Raw genomic sequence first — 22,702 nt, 5'->3', positions numbered from 1 at the left:
CTACCTGGCCGGGACGCTCTATGGCGCCCCTCGAGGCAAGCCCCGGGCTCTGGCCGGGGGCGAACGCTGGGCCCTACGCTTCCCCATCACCCACAAGCTGCTCTTCAACAAGTACTACGTCGATGAAATCTACGACGCCTCCGTGGTCAAGGGAACCTGGGCCTCGGCACGAGGCCTTTTCCGTTTCGACTCGAGCTTTATCGACGGGTTTCTGGTCAACGGTTCGCGCCACTTGACGGTCGGGGTGTCTCTACTCTCGGGCTTCTTCGACAAGTACGTGGTTGACGGGCTGGTGAATCTCAACGGTTGGGTGATGCGGTCGGGCTCGCGCTTTTTCCGCTCGCTGCAGACCGGGCTCGTGTCGCAATCCGCAACCGTGCTAGCCGTCGGCGTATTGGTTCTGAGCGTGTTCTATCTGCTAGTCCGAATGAGTTGATGATGCCCTACTCGAAGCCCAAGAGCCGAGTCGAGGCCGTTCTGGAAGCCGTTTTCTCCACGTCTGGGAGTTAGTCCATGTTCGATTGGGTTCTACAAGTTCCGATCCTGAGCATCGTCTGCTATCTGCCCTTGCTGGGCGCGCTGGCGGTCATGTTCCTTTTCAAGAAGGAGCAGGGCGAGGGAGTTCGAAAGTTCGCGACAGCCATTGCGTTCCTGGATTTCTTAATCTCACTGCCCCTCTGGTTCGTCTTCGAGAGGGATGGGGAGCTGTTCCAGTTTCGGGAGAGCCACAGCTGGATCGAGACTCTCGGAGTCCGCTACGAGTTCGGCGTCGACGGCATCGCGCTACTTTTGGTTCTGCTGACGACGTTGCTCGGCGTCCTCGCCTTTCTCTCTTCCTGGAGTGCGATCCGGGTGCGTGAGAAGGAGTACTACGTGTTCATGCTCCTGCTCCAGACCGGCATGCTGGGCGTGTTCATGGCGATGGACTTCTTTCTCTTCTACGTCTTCTGGGAAGTGATGCTGGTGCCGATGTATTTCCTGATCGGCATCTGGGGTGGTCCGAGAAGGCTCTACGCTGCGATCAAGTTCTTCCTCTACACGCTGGTCGGCTCGGTACTCATGCTGCTCGGCATTCTGGCGCTCTACTTCTACAACGCCGGCGGGCTACTGGACATGGAGGGATTGGGCAATCCGCGCACGTTCTCGATAACGCAGTTCCACGACATTGCGTCTCAGATACCAGCGGAGCTGCAGTTCTGGGTGTTTCTGGCGTTCTTTGTCGGATTTGCGATCAAGGTGCCGATGTTTCCGTTTCACACCTGGCTTCCGGACGCCCACGTCGAGGCGCCGACAGCGGGCTCGGTGATCCTGGCCGGTGTCCTCTTGAAGATGGGCACCTATGGATTCGTCCGGTTCTCGTTGCCGATCTTGCCGGTTGCGACCTGGGAGCTGCTGCCCTGGATGGCTTTTCTCGCCATCGTCGGGATCATCTACGGTGCGCTGGTGGCGATGGCGCAGAAAGACATGAAGAAGCTGGTGGCCTATTCATCCGTGAGCCATCTCGGGTTCGTGATGCTGGGGGTCTTCGCCCTCAACGGTCCGGGACTCAACGGCGGCATCCTCCAGATGATCAATCACGGCCTCTCTACCGGAGCTCTCTTCCTTCTCGTGGGTGTCATCTACGAGCGCCGCCACACGCGCATGATCGCCGAATACGGCGGCATCTCCGCGGAGATGCCTCTGTTCGCGACGGTCTTCCTGATCATCACCATGTCGTCGATCGGCCTGCCCGCCTTGAACGGATTTGTCGGTGAGTTCACTATTCTGGTCGGCGCTTTCAACCGCAGCTGGTTTTGGGCGCTCATGGGCGCGATCGGGATCGTCCTGGGCGCCGCATACATGCTGTGGATGTACCAGCGCGTCTTCTTCGGTCCGCTCAAGAATCCCGAGAACAAGGGCCTGTCCGATCTGAACCGGAGGGAGTTGCTCTACCTCGTGCCGGTGGTGGTCCTGTGTTTCTGGATCGGCCTCTATCCGAAGCCCTTCTTCAGGATTCTGGAGAAGCCGGTGAGCTACATCGTCGAGATCGTCGAATCGAATCGGCCCGAGCCCGGGCAGCACGCCGATATGGGCTCGATACACCGGATCTCTGAGCACGGCGGAGACTGAAGCAAGTGGATTCGATTCAGCCTCAGGAGTTCCTCGTTCTTCTCCCTGAGATCGTCCTGGCCACGGCCGGGATGCTGCTCCTACTGAGCGGAGCGCTCAAATCCAGCAACGGTTATCGAATCTGCTCCGCGGTTTCACTGGCGGCTCTTGTGGGCACCGCCGTTCTCCTGGTCACGGTGCAGGGAGTGCCCGAGACTCCGCGGGTGATCCTGTCGGGGATGTTCATCGTCGACGGATACGCTTTCTTCTGGAAGTTGCTGTTTCTGATGGCCGCGGCGCTCACGGTCGTGCTGTCCGATCGCTTCTTGAGCGATGGCGGCTACAGGCCGGCGGAGTTCTACTCGCTGATTCTGCTGGCGACGACCGGCATGCTGTTCATGGCAAGCGGCCACAGCCTGCTGTCGATTTGGATCTCACTCGAGCTGATGGCACTGTCGAGCTACATTCTCGCGGGTTTCTTCAAGCACGAGCGTAAGTCGAACGAAGCCGCGCTCAAGTACTTCATCCTGGGTGCTCTCTCGAGTGGGATCCTGGTCTACGGAATTTCCCTTCTGTACGGTGCCACCGGGACGGTGCAACTCGATCTGCTCGCGTCCACACTGCCGAGTGCGATGAGCTTGGACGCCGGCTATCGGCTCGCGGCCGCGGGCTGGTTGTTGCTCGCGATGGGTCTCTTCTTCAAGGTCGCGGCGGTTCCCTTCCATGTCTGGACGCCGGATGTGTACGAGGGAGCGCCCACCCCGGTCACGGTCTTCCTGGCGACGGCGTCCAAGGCCGCCTCGTTCGCCATCTTGGTGCGCATCTTCTATCAGGGGTTGCCGTATCTGCGGCCGGATTGGCAATGGGTTACGGCGGGCATTGCCGTGATCACGATGATCTGGGGCAACCTCGCGGCGCTCACCCAGTCGAACGTCAAGCGCATGCTGGCCTACAGCTCGGTCGCCCACGCGGGATATGTGCTGATGGGCGTGCTCGCGGCCACCGAGGACGGCCTCTGGTCGGTGCTGTTCTATCTCTTCGCCTACACCTTCATTACGATAGGTACCTTCGGTACCGTTATCCTGCTCGAGCGCAAGGAATACGCCGGCGAGACCTACGACGACTACGCCGGATTGGCTCAACGCTCGCCGTTTCTGGCGGCGATGATGCTGGTATTCATGCTCGCGCTGACGGGAATCCCGCCGACCGGCGGCTTCTTCGGCAAGATCTATCTGTTTGCCGCGGCGGTCGAAGCGGGTTGGATCTGGGTGGCCGTCGTGGGCGTCTTGACCAGCGCGATCTCGCTGTTTTACTACATCGGCATCGCCGTGCAGATGTATTTGAAGGATTCCTCGGACGATACGCCCTCTGCTCTTCACGCACCCGGCCTGGTCGGTACGATCGCTCTTTGCGCCGTAGTCACGGTCCTCCTGGGCATTCTCCCGGGGCCCCTGGTTCAGTTTGCGAAGAGCAGTCTGGGCGGGCTGCTCTGACGATTGGGCTCCGCGGCTTCGTAATTCTTGGCACGGTTTCTGCGTAGCACGGGGCCGGAGTCTGAGGCGATGAGCACCAAACCCGACATGAGCCACAGCGAAGGCTGGGACTTCGAAGCGGCGGCGATGCCCTTCGTTGATTCGCTCTACAACACCGCGTTTCGCATGACGCGCAATAGCGAGGACGCTCAGGATCTGGTGCAGGAGACCTACTTCAAGGCCTACCGTCACTACGACAAGTTTCAGGAAGGCACGAACTTCAAGGCCTGGCTGTTCAAGATCCTCAAGAACAGCTTCATCAACAACTACCGAAAGAAGCAGAGCCGACCTCTTCAGACCGACTTCGCCGAGATCGAAGATGCGTTGGAGAGTCGCGTCAGCGAAGAAGCGACTCGAAAGATCAAGAGCCCGGAAGAAGAACTTCTCGAGAACGTGCTCGACGAGGACGTTCAGCGGGCGATGGACGAGCTACCCGACGACTATCGGATGGCAATTGTCCTGGCCGACCTGGAGGGGTTCTCGTACAAGGAGATCGCTGAAATCCTCGAGGTCCCCCTCGGCACGGTCATGAGCCGCCTCTACCGGGGTCGAAAGCTCCTGGAGAGAACCATGCTTACCTATGCTCGCGAGCACGGCTATCTTCGCGACGGATCGCCCGCCAAGATGCGCAATCGCGAGCGCTCGCCAGAGGAATATCGCGACAAGGCCAGCCGTTAACTGGGGTGTGGGGCCATTTGGGCGGATTCGGACGATCTATGGACTGCCGCAAGGTCAGAGAAGTCGTATTCGTTTACGCTGACAACGAGATGGAAGGTGAGCTTCTGGTCTCGTTCCGCAAGCACGTGGCGGTTTGCCCGGAGTGCGCGCGCCGGACGATCTATGCCGAACGGTTGATCACGGTGGTGCGGAAACGCTGCGTGAAAGCAGTCGCTCCGGAGCAGTTGCGACAGCGCATCCTGAGCGGCCTACGCCACTATCAGGCCGGGGATTGATGCCTACCCGGATCCCACGCGAAAAACTCGGCTGGGCGGCTCTGTTGGCCTTGGCCACGGTTCTGGTGGCACCGCTGAGCGCCGCGGCGACGGTTGACGTCGCGGGATTGACCCATCTGGACGGGACCGCGATAACGGCCGACGAAGTCTCAGAGAACGCCCTCTTCGTGGTTTTCTCGACGTGGTCTCCGAAATGCAGGGGCATTGTCGAGTTGGTCAACGAGATCCACTCCGATTGGGGAGACCGAGCCCAGGTGTTTCTGGTCAATTTTCAGGAGGACGCTGGCGCGGTGGAGAAGTTCCTCGCGGGCCGGAAGCCGAAAGTGAAGGTGCTCTTGGACCCGGATGCCTCGTTCTCGAAGAAGCACAAGATCACCTATCTGCCGAGCCTGTTGGCCGTAAGAGACGGCAGCCCGGCCTTCCGCGGCAAGCTGCCGTCGGACGTCGGGCCGGTCCTCCGACCGATCTTCGAATAGTCGACTCGTCGTCTGGACGGGTGGGCAAAGGGCTGTGGTATCTTTTGCCGGTCGAGCTTTAGCAGCCTTTCAGGCCTCCCGGCCGGTCTCCCAGCGGCAGTGCCGACCTCCACTTCCAGCAAACGAGCCCCTTCGCGTAGCTGGAGAAAGTGGGTCTACGTCCCGCTGTTTCTGGTCGTCGCGGCACTGCACATTACCGAGCGTCGCCTGGCGGCCTATGCCGAGTCCCCGTATCCGATCTTCCCGACGGTGCCGTTTGCGGCGGTTCAGTCGATGATGGAGCGGGGCGCCGTCGAGCCTTACCTGCTTCTGTACCCGTTTGAGAGCGGCGAAACCCTGAGCGACGCACTCACCGGTGTGGGATTGGCTCGATCCGAAGTTGTGGAGGTCGTCGACGAGCTCTCGCCCTGGGCCGACCCGCGCAAGATCCGACCGGCGGACCAGTATTCGGCCAGCTTTGCCGAAGACGGCAGCGTCGAGCTCTTCGAGCTCTGGATGGCGAGGAAGGGCAGAGTGCGAGTCGCGCGCAGCGGTGATGGCTGGCAGGGAGACTGGCACCCGTTCGAGCGCTCCGTCAAGGTGCGCTCGATAGAGGGGACTCTGGAGGGTGCGCTGGAAACCGCGATCGCCTCCGCCGGAGGCGAGATCAACCTGGCCATTCTGATGGCCGACGTGTTTCAGTGGGATTTGGACTTTACCCGCGATCTCAGGACCGGCGACCGTTTTCGAATTCTCTACGAGACGGTGTACCTGGATGGAGTCGCTGACGGACTCGGCTCGATTCTCGGAGTTTCCTACGAGAACGGAGGTCGTCTTCTCGAAGCCTACAGATTCGGCGACGACGGTGCCTATTACGATGCCGACGGCCGGCCGCTGAAGAAGATGTTCCTACGCTCGCCACTGCGTTACTCGCGGGTTACTTCGCGCTTCAGCCGAAAGCGTTTCCACCCGATTCTGAAGCGCTATCGCCCTCACTACGGCGTCGACTATGGAGCTCGAATCGGCACGCCGGTGCGAGCCACCGCGAACGGCACCGTGGTCTCGGCCGGTTGGGATCGGGGCGGAGGCAAGACCGTCAAGATTCGCCATCCGAATAGCTATCTCACCGCGTACCTCCATCTGTCCGGCTACGCCAAGAGGATTCGCTCCGGCCGGCGAGTCATGCAGGGCGACGTGATCGGCTATGTCGGGAGCACCGGGCTTTCGACCGCGCCCCACCTCGACTATCGGGTGCAGCGCCATGGCCGCTGGATCGATCCGCTGTCTCTGAAAAGCGTTCCGGCGGATCCGGTGCCCCATCGCCGCCTGCCCGAGTTCTTGGCATGGCGCGATGAGCTGCGGCTGAGCATGAACGAGGGCAAGACGTTCGAACCCTCGCGGTTGGCCGAGGTGGCGCAGCTCGCCGACGCAGGTTCGAGCAGCTCTTCGAGCTCGTCTGTCGGTACCAAGTAGAAGCCGTGAAAGAGGTTTCCGCCCGCACGTGGTGCCGTGTCGATTTTGCTGGCGGTACCCTGGATATCTGGCCCCTGGGACTGCTCCACCCGGGTGCGGTCACGGTCGGCCTGGCAGTCGACATCGCAACCCAGGTAGTGCTGCGGCCGAGCCATGGCGAGTACCGGCTGGTGACCGGCGCGACCGTGCGGACGACCCGCGATCTGGCCCACTGGCTGGTCGACCCTTCGACGGCTCTGGTTGGCCACCTGGTCTCGAGTCTCGAGCTCGAGGCGCTCGAGATCGAGATTCACAGCGATTCACCGAAAGGCGGAGGCCTGGGAGCGAGCTCCGCGATCGCGGTCGCTTTCGTTGCCGCAGCCGAGAAGTTCGCCGGTACAGTCGAAAAGAGCGTTGACGCTCGGAGCCGGTTTGCGCGAGATGTCGAAGCCCGGTTGATGGGCCTGCCGACCGGTCGACAGGACCACCTGCCGGCTCTCTGTGGCGGGCTGCTCGCGATCGAGCACGAGCCGGGTGGCGAGCGGGTCGAGAGCCTGGAAGCGGATTGGGAGGCGCTTGGAGCTTCGCTGGTTGTGGCCTATTCGGGCGAGAGCCACTTCTCTGCGGGAAACAACTGGCGCATCGTTCGCCGCCGGCTCGATGGCGATCCCGCGGTGATCGAGGGTTTCACGGAGATCGCGCGTACGGCTCGTGCCGTCGTGGAGGCCTTTCGGGCGGGAAGCCTCGAGCGGGTCGGTGAGTTGATGTCCCGCGAGTGGGCCCACAGACGCGAACTGGCAGAAGGCATTTCCACGCCCCGGATCGAGGACATGTTGCGATTGGCGACGGACACCGGCGCCTGGGGGGGCAAGGCCTGTGGTGCGGGTGGAGGCGGCTGTGTGGCCGTGCTGGCACCGCCGGAGAGGCGTCGCCAGGTCGTGGATGCGCTGTCCGAGATCGCCGAGGTTCTTCCGGCGAAGCCCAGCGTCAGGCCCTTCGAGCTTTGCGTCCAATGATGCGGCGCTGGGAGAGAGGGTGTACAGGAGATCGGCGGAATTGACCTCGTCAGAGGACAGCCAAGTCCGTGCCGATCGGGCCGTTTGAGACCGGAGCGCTTGCTCCTTCCGGCTACCTCAGTTTCGGCGACGCTGGTCTGGAGCTTGCAAACTAGACCAATGGACGCATGCTCGGAGATGGGCAACAAGGAGGTAGCCGATGATCCAGAAGCAACTCTCAAAGAAACTCGTTCTCACCGCCGGACTCGTGGTGGCGATCGGCGCCTTCAGCGCGAGCCAGAGCTTCGCGGAACAGGCGCGCAGCAGGACATCGGTTTCGGACAGCTCACAGAGCCGGGGCAGCTCGGGTCGAACCGCCGTGAGTCGAAGCGGCCCCAGTCGTTCGCGCGGAGCGGCTTCGACGCGCAGCGGTGGGAGCGAACGCAGCAGGGGGTCTCGCGGGCATCACGGCTACCGGGGCCACCACCGCCGCTCTCACTATAGCTACGGTTTCGGGCTGGGATACTACGGCGGCTGGGGTGCCTACTACGGCGGCTACGGGGGCTACTACTACAGCCCGTTCTACTACGGTTACCCTGTCTACTATCCCTATCATCCTCGGCACTACAGCGACTTTGGCGCGCTGGATCTCAACGTTCGTCCGAAGAAGACCGAGGTGTGGGTGGACGGCCAGTACGTCGGAACGGCCGGTCGGTTTGACGGGTATCCCGGGCACCTCTGGCTCGGGGACGGCCGGCACGAGCTAATCCTCTATAGGCAGGGATTCGAGACCGTACGGCGCGAGGTGAACGTGCTCGAAGGCGTGGTGCTCGATATCGATCACCACATGGTGCCGGGCGAAGCAATCCCGGCGGAAGAGTTGACGGCTTTCGACCGAGATGAGCTGCGCCAACGCCAAGAAGTCCAGAGCTACCGCCAGCCGGCTGACACCGATCGAGGTTCGGCTCGGCGCTCGGACCGTATGGACGCTCGCGAGGAGCCGGGCAGGCTCACCCTGGAAATCGATCCGGTGGATGCCTCGATTTATCTGGACGGTCGCTTCCTCGGTTCCGGCCATGAGCTGGCGCGGCTTCACTCGGGCCTGATGGTTTCGCCCGGGAAGCACACCCTCGAGGTGGTCCGGCCCGGTTTCGACTCGGAGGAGATCGCCTTCTTCGTGGACTCCGGCGAAGAAACCGCGCTGCGGGTCGAGCTCGACGAGGCCTAAATCGTCAAGCCGCGCTGTTCCAGGCGCAGTAACCAAAGCTTTTTCTTGGGCCCGGCAACATAGCTGCCGGGCCCCGACTTTACGGTCACGACCCGGTGGCAGGGGATCACCAGCGGCAGTGGGTTGGTCAGGAGGATTGCCAGAACCTGACGGTAGGCCCCCCCGTTTCCGGCCGCCGAAGCGATCTGCTGGTAAGTGCGGACTCTCCCGTACGAGATCTTGGCGGTCTCGCGGAGCACACGCCTGGGGAAGCCGGTCACGCCCGACGGGCCGAGGTCATAGTCGATTCCGAGGCGGCTGCGAGCGCCGGCCAGGTACTCTGAGAAACGACCCAGCGTCTCGTCCAGAAAGTCGCTGCGTTCGGACCTTTTCAGATCTCCGAATGGGGTGAATTCCTTTCGCTCCCGACCCTTGGGAACGATCACCACGTGGGTCAGCTTCTCGCCGGTGAGCTCCAGGCCGAGCGCCCCAAGTGCGGACGGAACCAGCACACGCTGAATCGGCTCAGGGGCTTCGGTCGCCACTTGCCCCGCATCTGCGGATTCCAACATGGGGCGAAAGGCTATCACGGAGTCGGTGCCGGATCATCTGCCATCGAGGGGCTCTACGTGTACCGGAAGCCGGCTCCAAGTCGAGACGGCGAGCTCCGCGGCGAGGGCCGCGTCACTTTCGAAGGTCGTTTTGGTCAGCGTTCGGCAGGCGATGCCCAGAGTCGTCGCCCCGGCAAGCGGGAAGGGGCTGAGCGCGATACGTCCCACCTCGAGCTCGAATCGGTAGCGGTCCGAGACGCTTTGGACGGGGTCGGTGCCCAAGGCCCCACAGGCCCCCAGGGAGAGGGTGTCGGCGAGCTCGAGAAACTTGTAGTCGTTCTGGACCAGTGATCGAGTGACTCCGGCAACCGCCAGAAGCTCCTCTTCGAGCTCGGCAAAGTCCTCTCCGAGTTCATTCCAGCCGGCCTCGCTCCAGTAGTCCGGATGAATCTCGAGCGCGTGCTTCAGGACGAGGAGTCCGACGACGGGGGCCTCGGCGGCGACGCGGTGAACGCCGCGCCGCCAGATCCGGAGACGATCCTCGGACGGTATCTCGTTGAACGTCAAGGGCTTGCCGGACACAGGGTCGACCTGTGGCGCGGCATCGGCTTCGCGCCAGCCATTGTCGTGCTCGCGGATCGCGTGCAGCAGCTGTTGGCGTCGCGGATGCTCGGGGAGACCGTCGCTCCGCCATAGATTCATCAAGGAGCCGGCCAGCGCGGCATGATCCGGTTGTGTGAAGAGCAAGAGCTCATCACTTCGCTCAGTGACGATCACGGTCTGGTTTCGGAGGGGGTTGCCCGTCCGGGAGCTTGTTGTTCGGGAAAGCAACCGGTCCGCGGCAAGGCCGCGGACCGGTTCGAATCGTTCTAGTCGAGTTTGATCGAGCCCTTCGCGCTATCTCTCCGCTTGCGCTCCTTGGCGTCGAACTCGGCCATGCATGAATCCTGCTTGACCATGGCGCACTCGAGATAGTCGACGATTTCGATCAGACATGCGCGAATGGCTTTGCCCGCGGGTGTCTTCTCCTCCTTGGCGAGGTTGCCGCCGAAGCCGCTCCTGAACACACCGACGTTGAAGCCTCTGCCGCCGGTCCGCGCTTCCACTGTGCGCGTGAAGGCGACCTCGCCGCTCGTGGTGTCGACGACCCGCAGATCGACGGCCATGTAGACCTCGTTCTTCTTGCCGCCGAGCCGGATACCTTTGTAGCCGATTCCGCCCTTGCCGCCTTTGACGTTCTCTTCGTACGACGACAGGCTACCCATAACCAGATACTTGGCGCCGGTGAGTTTGCCGATCTTGGCACCGGTGCCCTTGCTCACCCGACCGTAGTCGGCGAGGTCCTGCTCCCGGAGCACCGGCTCGAGGTTGGCTCGCTCGACCACGGTGAAGGAACCTAGAGAAGCGAGTTCGTTGGTGACCGTGTCGGCGAGGTCCCAGCCCACACCGCTGTACCACCAGCCGGCGTTGGTCTTGTTGCGAAACTCGGCCACTCCGATCGAGGGTTTTTCCGCGGCAGCAATGCCTGCCATGAATACCAGCGCCCCGGCGGCCACAATCGAACTCCTGAAAAATAGCTTCATACGTCTCCTCCCGGCCTGCGGCCAATCGTCTGCACAAAACCTTATTATAAAGGGCTTCTATCCAGAATACGAAGGCAAGTGACAATACCGGCCAGTCTGTCGGAAGAAGTTCAGGGCTGAAACTGGATCGTGACCGCGGTCCAGGACTCCACCGGCTCGCCATTCCTGGTGGCCGGCTGCCAGCGTGACCTGCGCACCGCGGCGATCGCGGCGCTGTCGAAGCCGCTGCCGAGCGGCGGACCGAGGACTTCGGCCTCCCTGACCTTGCCCTGGGGCGAGATCAGGACCTTGACTCTGGCGGTCGCGGAGAGTTGGAGTCGGCGCGCCGCCAGCGGGTAGGTGGGTGGAGTCAACCGCACGAGCTTGGCCGGGGTCGGCGCCTGAATCTTGGCGGTGACGGGGGTCGGCGCCTGGATCTTGGCGGCGGCTGGGGAAGGCGCCTGCGCTGCAGGCTTCGGGGCCGTCGCCGTCGGTTTCGCCGTTTGCCGCGGTGGCGACAACCGGACGAGTTCGTCCGGAGTCGGCGCCTGGTTCTTCGGCGCGACAGGGGAAGGAGCCTTTGCTGGAGGCTCCAGCGCCGGCATCGACCGGTTCGCTGCATTCTGGGTCTCGAGCGGCTCGTTCTCGGTCGCTGCCGCTGCTCGAGCGGCTGGGTCCGTCGGAGCCGGAGTCAAGGGCTCATCCCGAGCCGCGAGCGCGCCGCCCGGGGCTGGAGCGGCTTGTTCGGTCCCGGCCGGCTGCGGTAGGGCATTCACGGCATCCATCGGAGGCGTCTCGGGGGTTCCCTCGCTTTGGAGTCCGCTCTGAAGGGATGCGATTTCGGTGACTCGGGCCGCTTCGCTGAAAGGGCTGACGACTTCTTCAGGCGGCGCCGCTTCCATCTCGGCTGCGAGCTCGCGCTCTCGGCTCTCGATGATCTCTGAGCGCAGGCTCTCCAGCTGTTGCTCGTACTCGGCCTTGAGTGTGCGCTCGATCTCCTCTGCGCGCTCGGCTACGACCCGGCGAACCTCCTCCTCGTCCAGGGGCTGGCCGACTTCTCCGTTGACGACCTCGCTGAGCACCACGGGCGCCGACGGGGTCTGCGACCCTTCGGCATCCCCAGGGTCGGTCGGCGGAGGCTCTGGCAAGGACACCGGCGTCTCCTCGACCAGCGGAAGTCGCGTGGTTGCGTTTGCCGGAGCAGCCAGCGGGCTCGTGGCGGATTCTTCGGCGCTGCTTCCGAAAACCAAGAGTGCGCCCAGTACAGCGCTTGCGGCGACGACGGAAACCGCAAAGCCGAGCCAGAAGGGTCTGCGGCCGGCCGAGTCTGCTGCTATACCGGGTACCTCAGCCGCGTGCGCCCAGGATAGTGCTTCGACTCCGGTGGCCGTCGGCTCGTCGTGATCGCCGGGGGCGAGCTCCACGTCGGGCTCCTCGACGTTTTCGGGTACCTCGGTTACTGATGAAAGCGTAGTCGAGATCTCAGCTGTCGCCTCTTCGGTCGACTCACTCTCTCTCGGTTGAGGAAGCACATACCTCTTCTCCTTCTTGAGGTCCTCGACTCCGCGCTCGAGCTCGTCTCGAAGGAGAGTGTGCATCAAGAAGGCCAGATTGAATGTCGTGGGGTTGTACTCGCCGTCCAAGATGAGCCGGCCCAGACTCTGCTGCCAGGCCATGACGTGCGGGATTCGACTCGCTGTCGGTGCGAAGCTCCCCTCGAGGAGAAGTCGCAGGCTCTCCGGGGCCGGTTCGCCGGTCGCTTGGACGACCATATGGTCGAGATCGACGTTTTCGATGGCGAGAATCTCTCCGGTTACCAGCTCGTACAGAATTGAACCGAGCGAGAACACGTCGTCTTGATCGAGCGGAGCCTGGCCTGCACGGCACTTGGGCGAAAGGTAAGGCGCGCAGAAGGGGCGCCCGGCAAGTTGATCGCGCAGAGCGCGTCCGAACTCGAATCCGCCGACCTTGACCTCGCCTTCGTTCGAGAGCAAGACCGAATCCGGAGTCAGGAACGTATGGAGCACATGACGATCGTCGTGCTCGATCCGATAGGCGGCGGCCAGGGCCAGTGCGATTCGTTCGCCTATGAAGAGCGCCTGGTCGAAGGGAACCGGGAAGGAGCGTCGCCGCGCGGCGCTCAGGAATGCCGAGAGTGTCGTGCCCAGCTTGAAATCGTAGGCTGCATACGGGCTTCCCTCGACCTGTCCGACGCCGGCACCGGCGGCTATGTGGGGGTCTTTGAGCTTCTCCTGGAGACTTGCCGAGGAATCCAGGCCACTGAGCACCCGTTCGGCGTCGATATCAGGCTGGTCGAGGACTTCCAGCCGGATGATCCGCTCGATCGCCCGGCCGCGGGTGACACCGGCCCGATAACACGATCGGTAGCTATTCGATTCGCTCTTCTGGAATAGGAGAAACTGGCCGAAATTCTGGGGCTGGTCCATCATTAACTCCGTGCCTGATCCCTGAAACCGACAATCGGCTGGATCGGGTAACCCCTTCGTAACGAAGTCTCTTGGGTCGCGTCAATGCAGTTTTTCACCCTCTCGTTTCTCGGCCCACCGCCGCTGCCAGTAGAGCCTCTGCCATTGGTGGACGTTTCGGTTGTGCTCGGCCAGAGTCCGGGCGAACACGTGGGTGCCGTCGTTCCTGCTGACGAAGTACAAATATGGGACATCCGCGGGCGCCAGCGCTGCCGCCAGGCTGGCGAGTCCGGGCGAGCAAATGGGCCCCGGGGGTAGCCCTGCCGTTCGGTAGGTGTTGTAGGGCGAGTCCATTTCGAGATCCCGGCGACGCAGGTTGCCATCCCACGTGCCGACACGCTTGAGGGCGTAAATAATCGTGGGGTCGGCATAGAGGCCCATGCCTCGTTCGAGTCGGTTGGCATAGACGCCGGCGATGAGCGGTCTCTCTTGATCGAGAAGCGCCTCTTTCTCGACGATCGACGCCAGAATCACGACCTCGCGCGGAGTCCTTGTCACACCCTCGGTTGGAGAGCCGTTCGAGCCCTCGGCCTTGGCCATCGCCCTGGCCTCCAGAAAGCGCTCGCGGAAGGCCGCTACCATCGTCTTGACGATCTCCGCCTCGCTCGTGCCGCGTGCGAAAGCGTAGGTGTCCGGGAATAGATAGCCCTCCAGATCCACGGCGTTCCGATCGAGGTCCTCGATCAGGCTTGGTGAAGCCATCTCGGACAGGAATACCTCGTACGATCCGAAGCCTTCGGTGGAAAGACGCATCGCGATCTCATCGTAGGTGAGGCCCTCGAGGATCGTTACCGGATGAGCTAGGACCTCGCCGCGCCTGATCTTGGTCAGCACTTCCAGGGTCGATGCCGGTCCGCTGAATAGATACTCGCCGGCGATCAGGACAGGATCCTCGAGCACGAACCTCCAATACAGCCGTGCCAGGTGCTGGTTGGCAATGACGCCCTGGCGTTCGAGCAGGCTCAGACTGTCCCGCACGGATGTGCCCGAGGAGATCGTGACCACCGTTTCAGAGCCTGGGAACGCTTGAAATGGCTCCTCGAGCGTGCGGTGCGCGTACGCCAGACCGAGGCCGGCGGCAATGGCGCCGAGCAGGAGCAGTACTGCCAGCAGGCTGGCCAGTACGACTGTGCGTCTAGCGGCTCCCATGGATTGCCGTTTCAGGCCGGGTCCGCCCTTCGGCGACGGTCGAGAGCCTCCTGCAGCAGAATCTGGGCTGCCAGCGAATCGACGCGCTCTCGACGCTGGCGCGCGGTCAGCCCCGCTTGGCGCAACCGGGAGTGGGCCTCGCGGCTGGTCAGGCTCTCGTTGACCGTCTCGATCGGCAGATCGAGGGCGGCGGAGAGCTTCTTCAGGAAAGCGGCCACACGCTCGGACTGGGGGCCCGCGTCGCCATCCAGGTTTCGCGGGTCACCGGCAACGATCAGATCGATCGACTCCTGCGCGGCGATCTCGCCGAGCTCTTCGATGGCCTGCTGGTCATTGCGGCGCGCCAGAGTCTTCCAGGGCATCGCGAAGCGGCCGTCGGCGTCCGAGATCGCCAGCCCGATGCGCTTCTCGCCGAAGTCGATTCCCAGGGCTTTCATCGACCTAATCTCTCCCCGGTTCGGAGATCTGTCAACAGAGTCGAGAGCCATTGGTGTGTGCTAGGATTTCGCTGCTTGAGCGGAGGTATTCGGGCCACTACGACTTCTTCAGCCCGACCGCGAAACCGAGCACAGCTATGCGGGAAGTCGTGATTCTAAGCGCCGTGCGGACGCCGATCGGCGCCTTCCAGGGGAAGTTGAGCTCACTTACTTCGCCCCAGCTGGGGGCGGCGGCAATCGCCGGCGCCATCGAAGCGGCAGGGGTCGAGCCGGCGGTAGTTGAACAGGTTTACATGGGCTCGGTGCTCGCGGCCGGCGTCGGTCAGGCGCCCGCGAGGCAGGCCGCGCTGGGCGCTGGGTGCCCGGTCACAACCGGCGCAGTTACCTTGAACAAGGTCTGTGGTTCGGCGATGAAAGCGGTCATGGTCGCCGCGAACGAGCTGCGCTGCGAGGATTTCGATCTGGTCGTCGCGGGTGGGATGGAGAGCATGTCCCAGGCCCCCTATCTGGCGCTCAATGCCAGGGCCGGTTTGCGACTCGGCCACGGGAAGTTGATCGATTCGATGATTCACGATGGCCTGTGGGACCCATACAACGACGGGCACATGGGCAACTGCGGCGAGCTCTGCGCCAGGAAGTACGCGTATTCGCGCGAGCGCCAGGATGCTTTTGCCGCCGAAAGCTACCGGCGCGCCCAGCGAGCTGGCGAGAGCGGTTCTTTCGAAGCGGAGATCGTCCCGATCGAGGTGCCGCAACGCAAGGGCGATCCCCGGCGTGTAGCCAACGATGAGGAGCCGGAGCGAGTGAACTTGGAGAAGATGGCCAAGCTCCGGCCCGCGTTCGACCCGGAAGGCACGATCACCGCAGCGAACTCGAGCAAGATCAACGATGGCGCCGCGGCGCTCGTGCTGACGACCGCCGAGCACGCCAAGAGCCTGGACTGCACGCCACCGATGGCCCGAGTGGTGTCTCATGCCTCGTTCGCACAGGAGCCGGAGTGGTTCACGACCGCGCCGGCCGAGGCCGCCCGTCGGGCGGTCGCCCGCGCCGGAGTCGAGATCGAGGACATCGATCTCTGGGAGGTGAACGAGGCCTTTGCGGTGGTAGCCATGGCGTTCATCGAGGAGTTGGGATTGTCCGAGGATCGGGTCAACGTCAACGGCGGCGCGGTCGCACTCGGACACCCTATCGGTGCCTCGGGAGCCCGAATCCTGGTGACCCTCCTGCACGCGATGACACAGCGAGGTGCCAGACGCGGCTGTGCCGCCATTTGCCTCGGGGGTGGCGAAGCTACGGCCGTTGTCGTGGAAAGGCTCGGATGAGGCGGGCGCGGGGGCAAGCGGGTCTTCTCAGCGCCTTGGTGGTCGCGGCCCTGGTGCTGGTCGGAATCCCGGTCGCTGAGGCACAGGAGGCGGCTCAAGCGCCCGAAGCCCCTTCGGCGGCCGAAGAACCGCCGACAGTGGGTGACGTCTCTGAATCCGCTGCGATCGACGACGCGCTCGATGAGCCGGCCGGCGATGCCGAGCAGGAAGAGCCGGCTCCGGTCGAGAGGATTACCTTCTCTCTCCCGTTCGCTTCGGAGACCGGTGGCGGCATCGCGTCCGGGACCGCGGGCACGCTCGAATACGTTGAAGAGAACGTCGTGACCGCCTCGGATGCGGTCGAGTTCAGCTATCAGAACATCAGGCTGCAGGCTGAGCAGGTGACGGTTGACCTCGAGACCAAGAAGCTGACCGCCGAAGGTCGAGTCATACTTGATGAGGGCCCCAGCCGGATCACCGGCGAGCGAGTTCTTTTCGATCTCGACACCAAGAAAGGTACTTTCTTCGAAGCGCAGGCTTTCGTCTCGCCGGATGTGTACTTCGAGGGCACCGAGATTTCCAAGGTCGACGAGGATGTGTACACCGTCACCGACGGCACCATGACCTCGTGCAGCGAGGACCGAACACCGGATTGGAGCTTCCGGCTCGGCAAGGCGCGGGTCAAGGTGGACGGTTTCGCCAAGGTCAAGAACACCCGGATGCGGGTGAAGAAGCTCCCCATCCTCTATATGCCCTACGCTCTGTTCCCGGTCAAGAGCGGCCGGGTGCCGGGTCTCTTGTTTCCCAATCTCGGGTACTCGTCGAGCCGTGGTGCGGTTCTGGGACTCGCGTACTTCCAGCCGTTCGGCGACAGTTACGACACCACCATCTACGGCGATCTCTACGGCAATGAGTACTACGGCCTCGGCACGGAGTTTCGCTATCGGCCGAGTCTGTTCACCGGGGGCACCTTCCAAGCGTTCGCGATCGATGATCCGATCGAGGACAGCGTGCGTTGGAAGGCGTCCTGGAAGCACACCAGCGACCGGCTACCGCTCGGAATGCGCGGCGTCGTCAACTACACCGACTTTTCGGATTTCGAGTTCTTTCGGGACTTCGAGCGCAACTTCAACGACATCTCGATCCGCTCGCTCTATTCGGCCGGTTTTGTGTCGGGCAACTGGGGATCGCACTCCCTCAATATCCTGGCGGACGAGCGGGAGACCTTCATTCGAAGAGACGTAACCGTCACGCAGAGGCAGCTCGCCGAGATCGAGTATCGCCTTCGTCCCACCCGCCTTGGCCGACTGCCGCTCTACCTGAGCCTGTTGAGCTCGGCCAACCGGCTCGAGGTCGACCGGACCAATGTCATCCAGGGAAGCTACGCCAGAGCGGATTTCCTGCCGAGCCTGACGCTTCCGATCAGTACGGTGCCCTGGCTCTCGTTCTCGGTTGCGGCCTCGGCCCGCATGACCTGGTACGAAGATAGCGTCATCCCAAGCAAGACGGCCTTCCGAGGGGAGTCCTTGACTCGAACCGCGCCCTCGGTCTCCGCGTCGCTGATCGGCCCTTCTTTTTCGAAGGTCGTCGACAAGAGAGTCGGCAGCTTTGGCAAGTTCAAGCACATCATCGAGCCGCGATGGTCGTATACGCGCATCGACGAGTTCGATGACCAGGAGTTCGTACCTCTGTTCGACGAGGTCGATACTCTGGTCGATCAGGAGATTTTCAGCGTCAGCCTGGTCAATCGCCTGCTGGCCAAGCCGGCGGACGAGGACTCCCTGGTCGGGGCACGGGAGATTCTGTCGTTCGAGATCGGTCAGTCCTTTAGCCTGAGCGATAAGCCTTTCGAGCAGTCCCTCGACATGAGCCGACTCGGAAAGCAATCGCCGATCACAGCGCGTTTGCGCTTCACTCCCTCGGACCGGGCGAGTCTGGAGGCGAGAACTTCCTACAGTGCCCTGTTCGACCGGTTGAGCTCGGCTTCGCTTCTGGGCGGTCTCCGGTTTGGAGCCGATTCCGTCGGACTCACATGGGTGACCTCGATCAATCCCGAGCAGGGAACGACACGCAGTCATCAGGCCCGCGTGTTTACGGACTTGACTCTGGTCAAGAACCACTTGCGCATGCAGAACCAGATCAACCTGGATCTCCTTACGGGCTTGGTTCAGCAGCATCGGCACATTTTCTACTACACCTCCCAGTGCTACGGGATCCGCTTCGAGTTCCGCGAGCTCAAGACGACCGTGCGCAGGGACCGCGACATCCGGATGGCTGTGTCACTCAAGAACATCGGCACGTTTCTCGATCTCAACCACGGCGAACAGGATCGATTCCGCTGATCGGAGACCGGCGACCGCCATGCGAGTCCTGATTACAGGTATCTCAGGGTTCCTGGGCAGGCACTTGGCGCCCAAGCTCCTCGCGGAAGGGTACGAGGTTTACGGGATTCGACTCGAGGGAGGCGAGCCGCGGGAGGGAGTGGTCGAGACGCAGGTCGACATTCTGGATCGCTCCGCGTTGAATGGGGTCGTATCGGAGATGGCTCCGGAGACGGTTATCCATCTTGCGGGTTTGAGCCACGTCGGCCGATCCTGGGATCGGATGCCGCAGTACTTCGCGACCAATGTTCTGGGCGTAGAGAACATCGTCGCCGCGGCACCTGGCGCCAGGATCGTGCTCGCATCAAGCAGTGAGGTCTATGGCTCGGTTCCGTCCGCGAGCCAGCCGATTCCCGAGAGCCGCCGGCCGGCGCCGCGGAATCCGTACGGATTGACCAAGGCGGCCGCCGAAAGGTTGGCTCTGGCGTCCGGTGGCATCGTCGTTCGGATGTTCAATCTGGTCGGCCCCGGTCAGGAAACCGCGTTTGCCCTGCCGAGCTTTGCCGCTCAGTTGGCCGACCAGCGGGAGCTAGATTCGGCGGTCCTCAAGGTGGGCAACCTCGAGGCCCGGCGGGATTTCGTCCATGTATCGGACGGAGCGACCGCTTTCGTCAAACTGGTCGAGCGGGGAGAGGCTCGCGAAATTTACAATCTCGGCAGCGGCACGGCGGTGTCGATCCAGGAGGCGTTGGATCGACTGATCGAGATTACCGGCATGACCGTATCGGTCGAGGTCGATGCCGAGCGCCTGCGGCCCGTCGACGTTCCGCTCTTGTGTGCCGACACATCGAAGCTGAACGCACTCGGTTGGCGATCCCGGCGCGGTCTGAATGGTGCGCTCGAGGATCTCTGGCAGGCGACGAAGGCATCCACACCGGTGGCTCACGGTTCCGCCTGACCGTTGCCATGGAACACGACCACAGCCCCGAGGCAATCGGAAGGCGGCTCGCCGGTGGTCCCGATGCCAGCTATCTCCACGACTGGATCTACGGCGGCATCGATGGGGCCGTGACGACATTCGCGATCGTCTCGGGTGTCGTGGGAGCCGAGCTGTCCTCGACGGTCATCGTAGTACTGGGACTGGCCAATCTCTTGGCGGACGGCTTCTCCATGGCGGCCGGCAACTACTCCGGCACGAAGGCCGAGCACGACCAGATCGACCACTTGCGGAGCATCGAGCTCCGTCATATCGAAGAGGCACCCGAGGGTGAGCGCGAGGAGCTCCGGCAGATATTCGCGCTCAAGGGTTTCAAAGGACAGACGCTGGATCGTATCGTCGAGGTCATCAGCTCCGATCGGGAGCGCTGGGTGAAGACCATGTTGACCGAGGAGTACGGTCTGCCGCCCGAAGCTCGCTCCGCCGGGTGGGCAGCCGCAAGCACCTTCTCGGCCTTTCTGATCTGTGGGGCCGTACCTCTCGGGCCCTATCTGCTCGGACTGAAGAGCGCATTCGTTGTGTCGATTGTCGCTACCGGCGTCGTCTTCTTTCTGATCGGGTGCGCCCGCAGTCGCTGGTCGCTGCACGCCTACTGGAAGACCGGGCTCGCGACGCTGGCGGTGGGTGGAGTCGCCGCGGGGTTGGCGTACGCCGTCGGTTACGCGCTCAGGGCTCTGGTGGGCTGAGCCGCCTGCTGGCCAGACTGCCCGCCCCAACTCCCCCTTGATCACTGATGCCGGAACGCGGGCCGATAGGGTCGCGTCGGTGCATAGCCCTAGGTTCCTTATTGGCGGGCCAGGGAGCGGACGGTCTCACCGAGAATCCCGACGGCTTGCTCTATCTGGCGGTCGGAGAGATATGGTGCCGGCCCGAGCCTCAGGGTCGTGCCCCGGCTGTCGGTGAAGACACCGGCCCGCTTGAGCGCGCGTTGAACCGCGCCGGCGATGGGCGAGGAGAGGGCCAGAAACCCTCCTGTCGCGGGCAGCGGGAGGTCTCTATTGCGGCACATCAGAGCGGGATCGAGGTCGAGCTCGTCGAACCTGCGCATCAACAGGCCGACCTGGTGTTGACTGATCGCTCGCAGAAGCTCTGGTTCGAGCTCTTCCTCCTGGAAGAAATCGAAAACCTCGGCCGCCCGGTAGTGACTGGTTGGATCGTAAGTCGCTCCGGCGAAGCGATCGTTGCCGGAAGCGTACCGGACCTGGCCGGGCTTCTTCTCCTGCGTCAGCTCTCCGAACTCGGCAAACCAACCGGTAGCAACGGGTCGAAGCCTGCAATTCCTCGGAAAACGGAGAAACGCGTTGCCTTCTCCGAGCTGGCAGTACTTGTAGCCGGCAGAGGTGACAAAGGCGTCTTCGAGTCCCCGCTGTCTGAGCGAGAACGGTACGACGTTCAACTGGTGGTAGACGTCGAGAACGAGAGCCGCGCCGTGGTGCCGGCAGCGGTCCGCCACTGCGGTGAGGTCTCCGGCGATCGCTGCGGTATCGAAGAAGACGGTTGAGGTGTAAACGGCGGCGGTGCGCTCGCAGACCTCTTCGGCCAGCCGCTCGCCGACGGTAAGCGCCGGTAGCGAGGGCACCCGCACGACTTCGATCCCCTCCTCCTGCCATCGCGCCAATTGCCGGGCCATCGAGTAGAACTCGTTCGTCGTCGTCACGATCTTGGGTCGTTCGGCGAGCGGAAGGGCGGAGAAGAGCTTGATCAGGAGATCGTGGGTGGAAGCGGCCAGCGAGTAGAGGCCGCCGGAGTCATCGAGGAGACACCGGTAGCCCTCGCGAACCCTTTCGGCCTTGGCGAACGCCCGCTCCCACTTGTCGTCGACGTGGAGGGCGGCGTCCTCCCAGGCCCGTTGCTGGCCGCGAAAGCCGCGGTCCGGCCAGGCCTGGTGGGAATGGCCGCTCAGAAGCCAGCGCTCGCCGACGCGGAAGCGTGAGTAGTGGCGGACGAGAGGGCAGGGATCCGCCCGAAACTCCTCGGGATTCCTTGGCATCGCTAGAGCCGGCTTCGAATGGCCCAGAGGTCGGGAAACAACGGTTGGAACAGGGTGGTCTTCAGGTAGTCGGCTCCCTCGGAGCCGCCGGTGCCCGGCTTGGTCCCGATGGTGCGCTCGACCATCTTGACGTGGCGATATCGCCACTCTTGGACTCCCTCGTCCAGGTCGACCAGGCGCTCGCAGAGCGTGGAGCAAAGGTGGTCGCTCTGGTAGATGTCGACAAGGATGTCCTGAAGGGCTCGCGATTCGGGAATCGGTTCGCGCACGTCGCGAGCCGAGAGCTCCTCTGGAATCGCGTAGCCGCGCCCGGCGAGAAAACGAAGAAACGAGTCGTAGATCGTCGGCTCATCCACGAGCTTGCGCAGCCGTTTGCCTCCCGGGCTGTCAGCGGGGTGGTGATTGACCATTGCGTGCTTCTTCAGGCCGAGCCGGAACTCGAACTCACGGAACTGAGCGGACTGAAAGCCGCTGGCCGACTCCAGACGGGCTCGAAACGAACTGAACGAAACCGGTGTCATGGTCTCGAGGACGTCGACCTGAGCCACCATGATCTTGAGGATGGTGAGGATGCGTTTGAGGACGGCGAGAGCGTCTTCGGCTCGGTCGGCCTCGAGCATTATTCGCGCATAGTCGATCTCGTGGTTGATCTGCTTGAACCAGAGCTCATAGACCTGGTGAATGATGATGAACAGGGTCTCGTCATGCTCCGGTCCCTCGGAAAGCGGCTTCTGCAGATCGAGCAATTCGTCGATCTTGAGATAGCTGCTGTAGCTGAGAGGCTTGCCGCCGGCTGCGGAGCTCATCGACCAGCCCTTCAGAACGGCTTGAAGATCGCCAGCGAGGCGGCCAGGCCACCGAGTAGCGGAATCAGAAAGAAGAAGAGATAGCCGAGGTTGGGCCTGCGCAGTGGCAGCAGCGCCAGGCTCCCGAGGATGAACCAGAGCGCGAATTTGGCCCAGACCCAGAGCTCGAAGCCGGTGCCGATCCTGGCGACGAGACCGAAACCGCTGATCAGAATCAAGACCAGGGTCAGCCCGTGAATCGCGGAGACCCACCTGTTGGCAACGTTGTTCTCCCGGGTGCCGCCGTTGGCGACATAGAGCGCAACGCCGCCGGCAGTCGTAAACAGAAACAGGATCGCACTGAGGTGAATCAGCTTGTAGACCGTATAGGGCATTCCCCGACTCCTTTCGACGTCAATCTCTTTGCGGGGAGTATTTCAC

At 62.9% G+C, this 22,702-nt stretch carries 21 protein-coding genes; 12 read left to right on the top strand and 9 right to left on the bottom strand.

Translation table 11 applies throughout. The annotated features are described in order from the left end of the window. From GY769_24300 to GY769_24265, 8 genes are all read left to right on the top strand, one after another. Nucleotides 1-436: hypothetical protein (locus GY769_24300; GenBank protein ID MCP4205042.1), on the top strand; the 436-nt coding region annotated here is incomplete at its 5' end. A 77-nt stretch (nt 437-513) separates the two neighbouring features. Next, nucleotides 514-2,109 carry an NADH-quinone oxidoreductase subunit M gene (locus tag GY769_24295; protein ID MCP4205041.1) on the top strand — a complete coding sequence of 532 codons (1,596 nt, stop codon included), beginning with the start codon at nt 514-516 and terminating at the stop codon, nt 2,107-2,109. A gap of 5 nt (nt 2,110-2,114) precedes the next feature. Next, entirely contained in the window at nt 2,115-3,581 is a 1,467-nt protein-coding gene (locus tag GY769_24290; protein MCP4205040.1) for an NADH-quinone oxidoreductase subunit N, read from the top strand. A 69-nt stretch (nt 3,582-3,650) separates the two neighbouring features. Then, nucleotides 3,651-4,298, top strand: a complete 648-nt coding sequence (locus GY769_24285; GenBank protein ID MCP4205039.1) for a sigma-70 family RNA polymerase sigma factor — start codon at nt 3,651-3,653, stop codon at nt 4,296-4,298. 38 nt (nt 4,299-4,336) lie between these two features. Beyond that, complete coding sequence (gene rsrA, locus GY769_24280) at nt 4,337-4,573, top strand: mycothiol system anti-sigma-R factor (GenBank protein ID MCP4205038.1); 237 nt, start codon at nt 4,337-4,339, stop codon at nt 4,571-4,573. Further along, entirely contained in the window at nt 4,573-5,049 is a 477-nt protein-coding gene (locus tag GY769_24275) for a redoxin family protein (GenBank protein ID MCP4205037.1), read from the top strand. The genes rsrA and GY769_24275 overlap by 1 nt, the downstream gene beginning before the upstream one ends. 99 nt (nt 5,050-5,148) lie before the next feature. After that, nucleotides 5,149-6,501 (top strand): peptidoglycan DD-metalloendopeptidase family protein, encoded by a 1,353-nt coding sequence (locus tag GY769_24270; GenBank protein ID MCP4205036.1) that lies wholly within the window; start codon nt 5,149-5,151, stop codon nt 6,499-6,501. Between the two features lie 5 nt (nt 6,502-6,506). After that, entirely contained in the window at nt 6,507-7,496 is a 990-nt protein-coding gene (locus GY769_24265) for a hypothetical protein (protein MCP4205035.1), read from the top strand. 1,203 nt (nt 7,497-8,699) lie between these two features. On the opposite strand, the gene GY769_24260 is transcribed toward GY769_24265, so the two are convergent. The 6 genes from GY769_24260 to ruvX form a co-directional block, all read right to left on the bottom strand. Then, entirely contained in the window at nt 8,700-9,254 is a 555-nt protein-coding gene (locus GY769_24260) for an MGMT family protein (GenBank protein MCP4205034.1), read from the bottom strand. A 33-nt stretch (nt 9,255-9,287) separates the two neighbouring features. Continuing rightward, nucleotides 9,288-9,980, bottom strand: a complete 693-nt coding sequence (locus GY769_24255) for a DUF3891 family protein (GenBank protein MCP4205033.1) — start codon at nt 9,978-9,980, stop codon at nt 9,288-9,290. Between the two features lie 122 nt (nt 9,981-10,102). Further along, nucleotides 10,103-10,816 (bottom strand): penicillin-binding protein activator LpoB, encoded by a 714-nt coding sequence (locus GY769_24250; protein MCP4205032.1) that lies wholly within the window; start codon nt 10,814-10,816, stop codon nt 10,103-10,105. A gap of 110 nt (nt 10,817-10,926) precedes the next feature. Further along, on the bottom strand, nt 10,927-13,242 hold the full coding sequence (locus tag GY769_24245) for a TonB family protein (GenBank protein MCP4205031.1): 2,316 nt from the start codon (nt 13,240-13,242) through the stop codon (nt 10,927-10,929). A gap of 81 nt (nt 13,243-13,323) precedes the next feature. Next, complete coding sequence (mltG, locus tag GY769_24240; protein ID MCP4205030.1) at nt 13,324-14,430, bottom strand: endolytic transglycosylase MltG; 1,107 nt, start codon at nt 14,428-14,430, stop codon at nt 13,324-13,326. Between the two features lie 11 nt (nt 14,431-14,441). Beyond that, nucleotides 14,442-14,867: a Holliday junction resolvase RuvX gene (gene ruvX, locus GY769_24235; GenBank protein MCP4205029.1), complete on the bottom strand. Its 426-nt coding sequence runs from the start codon at nt 14,865-14,867 to the stop codon at nt 14,442-14,444. A gap of 137 nt (nt 14,868-15,004) precedes the next feature. Here ruvX and GY769_24230 point away from each other — a divergent pair, with 137 nt between their 5' ends. Genes GY769_24230 through GY769_24215 form a run of 4 tightly spaced genes read left to right on the top strand, consistent with a single transcriptional unit; the run spans nt 15,005 to nt 20,172 of the window. Beyond that, nucleotides 15,005-16,189, top strand: coding sequence for an acetyl-CoA C-acyltransferase (locus GY769_24230; GenBank protein MCP4205028.1), 1,185 nt, complete (start codon nt 15,005-15,007; stop codon nt 16,187-16,189). Continuing rightward, entirely contained in the window at nt 16,186-18,510 is a 2,325-nt protein-coding gene (locus GY769_24225) for an LPS-assembly protein LptD (GenBank protein ID MCP4205027.1), read from the top strand. The genes GY769_24230 and GY769_24225 overlap by 4 nt, the downstream gene beginning before the upstream one ends. A gap of 19 nt (nt 18,511-18,529) precedes the next feature. Then, on the top strand, nt 18,530-19,447 hold the full coding sequence (locus GY769_24220; GenBank protein ID MCP4205026.1) for an NAD-dependent epimerase/dehydratase family protein: 918 nt from the start codon (nt 18,530-18,532) through the stop codon (nt 19,445-19,447). A gap of 8 nt (nt 19,448-19,455) precedes the next feature. After that, nucleotides 19,456-20,172, top strand: a complete 717-nt coding sequence (locus GY769_24215) for a hypothetical protein (protein ID MCP4205025.1) — start codon at nt 19,456-19,458, stop codon at nt 20,170-20,172. A 98-nt stretch (nt 20,173-20,270) separates the two neighbouring features. On the opposite strand, the gene GY769_24210 is transcribed toward GY769_24215, so the two are convergent. Genes GY769_24210 through GY769_24200 form a run of 3 tightly spaced genes read right to left on the bottom strand, consistent with a single transcriptional unit; the run spans nt 20,271 to nt 22,656 of the window. Continuing rightward, entirely contained in the window at nt 20,271-21,476 is a 1,206-nt protein-coding gene (locus GY769_24210; protein MCP4205024.1) for a kynureninase, read from the bottom strand. Nucleotides 21,477-21,478: 2 nt separating this feature from the next. Then, entirely contained in the window at nt 21,479-22,282 is an 804-nt protein-coding gene (locus GY769_24205; GenBank protein ID MCP4205023.1) for a tryptophan 2,3-dioxygenase, read from the bottom strand. A gap of 11 nt (nt 22,283-22,293) precedes the next feature. Further along, nucleotides 22,294-22,656, bottom strand: a complete 363-nt coding sequence (locus tag GY769_24200) for a hypothetical protein (protein ID MCP4205022.1) — start codon at nt 22,654-22,656, stop codon at nt 22,294-22,296. Between the last annotated feature and the right edge of the window lie 46 nt (nt 22,657-22,702).

The organism is bacterium, assembly GCA_024224155.1.
GTDB lineage: Bacteria > Acidobacteriota > Thermoanaerobaculia > Multivoradales > JAHEKO01 > CALZIK01.
This window is presented reverse-complemented; position numbering and strand designations above follow the sequence as displayed.

What these genes read in the sequence shown, in the direction of transcription:
- GY769_24215 (MCP4205025.1), top strand. Translation starts at nt 19,456, where the DNA reads ATGGAACACGACCACAGCCCCGAGGCAATCGGAAGGCGGCTCGCCGGT.
- GY769_24225 (MCP4205027.1), top strand. Translation starts at nt 16,186, where the DNA reads ATGAGGCGGGCGCGGGGGCAAGCGGGTCTTCTCAGCGCCTTGGTGGTC.
- GY769_24210 (MCP4205024.1), bottom strand. Translation starts at nt 21,476, where the DNA reads ATGCCAAGGAATCCCGAGGAGTTTCGGGCGGATCCCTGCCCTCTCGTC.
- GY769_24230 (MCP4205028.1), top strand. Translation starts at nt 15,005, where the DNA reads ATGCGGGAAGTCGTGATTCTAAGCGCCGTGCGGACGCCGATCGGCGCC.
- GY769_24250 (MCP4205032.1), bottom strand. Translation starts at nt 10,816, where the DNA reads ATGAAGCTATTTTTCAGGAGTTCGATTGTGGCCGCCGGGGCGCTGGTA.
- GY769_24205 (MCP4205023.1), bottom strand. Translation starts at nt 22,282, where the DNA reads ATGAGCTCCGCAGCCGGCGGCAAGCCTCTCAGCTACAGCAGCTATCTC.
- GY769_24200 (MCP4205022.1), bottom strand. Translation starts at nt 22,656, where the DNA reads ATGCCCTATACGGTCTACAAGCTGATTCACCTCAGTGCGATCCTGTTT.
- GY769_24285 (MCP4205039.1), top strand. Translation starts at nt 3,651, where the DNA reads ATGAGCACCAAACCCGACATGAGCCACAGCGAAGGCTGGGACTTCGAA.
- mltG (MCP4205030.1), bottom strand. Translation starts at nt 14,430, where the DNA reads ATGGGAGCCGCTAGACGCACAGTCGTACTGGCCAGCCTGCTGGCAGTA.
- GY769_24295 (MCP4205041.1), top strand. Translation starts at nt 514, where the DNA reads ATGTTCGATTGGGTTCTACAAGTTCCGATCCTGAGCATCGTCTGCTAT.
- GY769_24260 (MCP4205034.1), bottom strand. Translation starts at nt 9,254, where the DNA reads ATGTTGGAATCCGCAGATGCGGGGCAAGTGGCGACCGAAGCCCCTGAG.
- GY769_24275 (MCP4205037.1), top strand. Translation starts at nt 4,573, where the DNA reads ATGCCTACCCGGATCCCACGCGAAAAACTCGGCTGGGCGGCTCTGTTG.
- rsrA (MCP4205038.1), top strand. Translation starts at nt 4,337, where the DNA reads ATGGACTGCCGCAAGGTCAGAGAAGTCGTATTCGTTTACGCTGACAAC.
- ruvX (MCP4205029.1), bottom strand. Translation starts at nt 14,867, where the DNA reads ATGAAAGCCCTGGGAATCGACTTCGGCGAGAAGCGCATCGGGCTGGCG.
- GY769_24220 (MCP4205026.1), top strand. Translation starts at nt 18,530, where the DNA reads ATGCGAGTCCTGATTACAGGTATCTCAGGGTTCCTGGGCAGGCACTTG.
- GY769_24245 (MCP4205031.1), bottom strand. Translation starts at nt 13,242, where the DNA reads ATGGACCAGCCCCAGAATTTCGGCCAGTTTCTCCTATTCCAGAAGAGC.